General features: G+C 73.3%; 4 protein-coding genes and 1 pseudogene. All 5 read right to left on the bottom strand.

The window, feature by feature from the left end; translation table 11 throughout:
- The coding region (locus K6I33_RS33880) for a cytochrome P450 (RefSeq protein ID WP_374286565.1) at positions 1-1,106 on the bottom strand (1,106 nt) is incomplete at its 3' end.
- On the bottom strand, positions 1,103-1,705 hold the full coding sequence (locus tag K6I33_RS33875) for an ATP/GTP-binding protein (RefSeq protein ID WP_229358641.1): 603 nt from the start codon (positions 1,703-1,705) through the stop codon (positions 1,103-1,105). The genes K6I33_RS33880 and K6I33_RS33875, both read right to left, overlap by 4 nt.
- Positions 1,683-2,045 carry a DUF742 domain-containing protein gene (locus tag K6I33_RS33870; protein ID WP_229358639.1) on the bottom strand — a complete coding sequence of 121 codons (363 nt, stop codon included), beginning with the start codon at positions 2,043-2,045 and terminating at the stop codon, positions 1,683-1,685. Before K6I33_RS33870 ends, K6I33_RS33875 begins: the two co-directional genes overlap by 23 nt.
- Positions 2,042-2,473 carry a roadblock/LC7 domain-containing protein gene (locus K6I33_RS33865; RefSeq protein WP_238492382.1) on the bottom strand — a complete coding sequence of 144 codons (432 nt, stop codon included), beginning with the start codon at positions 2,471-2,473 and terminating at the stop codon, positions 2,042-2,044. The genes K6I33_RS33870 and K6I33_RS33865 overlap by 4 nt, the downstream gene beginning before the upstream one ends.
- An 8-nt stretch (positions 2,474-2,481) precedes the next feature.
- Positions 2,482-2,922: pseudogene (locus tag K6I33_RS33860) on the bottom strand (hypothetical protein); the annotation flags it as partial.

The following is a 2,922-nucleotide window of genomic DNA, read 5'->3' as shown; positions in this document are numbered from 1 at the left end:
GCGGGGCAGTGGTGGGGGCCCGCGCTCCAGGCGAGGTGGGCGCGGTTGCCGGCGCGGTTGCCGGCCGGGTGGCCGGTGCGCAGGGCGGGGTCGGTGTTGGCGGCGGCGAAGCTGACCACGACGGGCTCGCCCGCGCGCAGCGGGACGCCGCCGAGGCTGTCGTCGGCCAGGGGGTAGTGGACGGCGTAGTTGGCCATGGGCGGGTCGAGCCAGAGGACCTCGTCGAGGGCGTCGTCGACGGGCAGGCTGCCCCCGGCGAGGTCACCGGCGAAGCGGTCGTCGGAGAGCAGCAGCCGCAGCGCGTTGGCGATCAGGTTCTGCTGGGGCTCGGTGCCCGCGCCGATCAGGACGACGAGCTGATGGAGCATCTCCTCGTCGCTGAGCTGGACGGGATGGGCCATCAGCCAGGAGATCACGTCCGCGCCGGGCTGCCGGCGCTTGAGGGCGATGAGTTCCAGGAGGCTGCTGGTGATCAGGGCGTCGGCGCGCTCGGCGTCGACGCCGTCGAAGATGCCGGAGAAGCCCTCGACGAGCCGGTCGCCGAGCTCGGGCGGGCAGCCGAAGAGCTGCTGGAAGACCAGCAGCGGGAGGGTCTTGGCGTAGCTGCCGAGCAGATCGGCCTCGCCGAGCGCGGTGAAGCGGTCGATGAGGCTGTCGGCGCTGCGCTCGACGTAGCCGCGCAGCGCGTTGGGGTCGATCCGGGCGAGGCTGTCGTCGACGGCCTGGCGGTAGCGGCGGTGGTGGTCGCCGTCGGAGAACAGGCAGTTGGGCCGGTAGGCCATCATCGGCACCACCGGGTTGTCCGCCTCGACGCGGCCGTCGGCGAGGGCCCGCCAGTGGCGGGCGTCCTTGACGAACCGGTCGGTGCCGCGCAGGACTTCGAGCGCGGCACGGTAGTCGGTGACGAGGACGGCCTTGACCCGGGGGGCGAGCTCCACGGGCGCGGCGGGCCCGTACTGCCGCAGCCGCTGGTAGACGGTGTGGGGGTCGGCGGCGAAGTCGGGCCCGTAGAGCGGGGTGTACACGGTGGGCGGCGTGGGCTGCGGCGTGGGCTGCGCCTGGTGCGCGGGGCACCCGGGGGGTGGTGCGTCCGGGCGGAAGGTCACACGTGCTCCTGGGCGATACGGGCGCTGAGGTATTCCACGAGGGTGATCAGGGCGTGGGTCGAGGAGACCCGGTCGCGGGCGTCACAGGTGATCAGCGGGGTCTCCGGGAGCAGGTCGAGGGCCTCGCGGATCTCCTCGTCGGGGTAGGCCGGGGCGCCGTCGAAGTGGTTGACGGCGACCGCGTACGGCAGTCCGAGCTCCTCCAGCAGCTCCATGACCTCGAAGGACTGGTCCAGCCGCCGGGTGTCGGCGAGGACGAGCGCGCCGAGCGCGCCCTGGGTCATGTCCTGCCAGAGCCGGGTGAAGCGCTGCTGGCCGGGCGCGCCGAAGAGATAGAGGACGAGGCTCTCGCTGAGCGTGAGCCGGCCGAAGTCCATGGCGACGGTCGTGGTGGTCTTGCCGTCGATGCCGGCCAGGTCGTCGACGAACGCGCCGGCCTGGGTCATGGTCTCCTCGGTGCGCAGCGGCCGGATCTCCGACAGCGAGCCGACGAAGGTGGTCTTGCCGACCGCGAAGTGCCCCACGACGAGGATCTTCGCCGCGGTCCGGACGGTACGGGGCAGGTAGACGGCTCCGTCAGAGGCGAGCGCGGAGTCCATCGAGCACCTCCTGGAGGATCTGGGCCTCGGGCAGCTCTGCCGAGGGGATGGGGGCCCGGGTGGAGAGGTGGCCGCTGTCGACGAGATCGCCGAGCAGCACCTTGACGACGCTGACGGGCAGCATCAGATGGCCGGCGATCTCGGCGACGGACAGGGCGCCGCCGAGACAGAGCTCCATGAGGGCGTACTTCTCCGGACTGAGGCCGCCGAGCGGCCGGTCCTCATGCGCCATCACCAGGGTGACGAGGTCAAAGGTGTTGCGCGTGGGGTGGGAGCGGCCCTCGGTGACGACGTACGGGCGGACCAGCCCTTTGTCGCGTCGCGGCGCCGGCGGGGTCATGCCTGGCTGCCCGGGCCGCCTTGCCAGGTGTCCATGCCTTGGCGGGGCGGGCTCACCAGTTCCTTGCCGAGCCGGTCGACGGTCTTCTGCATGCGGTAGGTGACGGCTTCCATGTCGACGTTCTCGCTCGCCGAGACGGCGAGGTAGGCGCCGGGGCCGGCGGCGATGAGGAAGACGTAGCCGTGGGCGAACTCGATGAGTGTCTGCCGCCAGGGGCTGTCCTGGCCCTGCGGGTGGGTGCAGAACTCGGTGGTGGAGCGGCTGATGGACTGCAGCCCCGAGAGGGCCGCCGCCTGGCGCTCGGCCTCGTCGCGGTCGATGCCCTGGGAGTGGGCGCGCAGCATGCCGTCGGCGGAGAGCAGGATCGCGTGCCGGGCCTCCGGCATCTTGACGACCTCGTCCAGCATCCAGCCCAGCTCTTTGTTCATATGGTCGTTCACGCGTGCGGGTTCCCTTCGTCTTCTACGGGGGTGGGGGCGTGGGCATCGGCCGGCGGGCCGGGCGGAGCAAACGGCGGAAGCTGTTCGGGCATGGGCCCGGGGCCGGGGACCCGGCCGGCGGGCCGGGCGTCCCGGTCGCCGGGCCGGGCGTCCCGGTCGCCGGGGAGCGGCGGCATCTGGTGCTCGCCGGTGCGGCCGCTGCGGGTGCCGCGGGCGAACGCGCCCATGCGCCGGGCGGTCTCCTCCGCCGAGCGCTCCGGGGGGATGTCGGTGGGCGGCATCGGCGCGGCGGGCCGGGGGTGGCGCTGCTGTCCGGACGCGGGCTGCCTGCGGCGGCGCTTGGGCAGCCCGCCGGCGGTGGAGCCGGTCACGTGCGGGGAGCCACCGGCGGCGTTCGGGGCGCCGGTGCTGTGCGGGGTGCTGGTGCCGGGCAGGTG

It is taken from the genome of Streptomyces sp. UNOB3_S3 (genome assembly GCF_020740895.1).
Classification (GTDB): Bacteria; Actinomycetota; Actinomycetes; order Streptomycetales; family Streptomycetaceae; genus Streptomyces.
The sequence above is the reverse complement of the archived record's forward strand: the minus strand, read 5'-3'. Positions and strand labels throughout refer to the sequence as shown.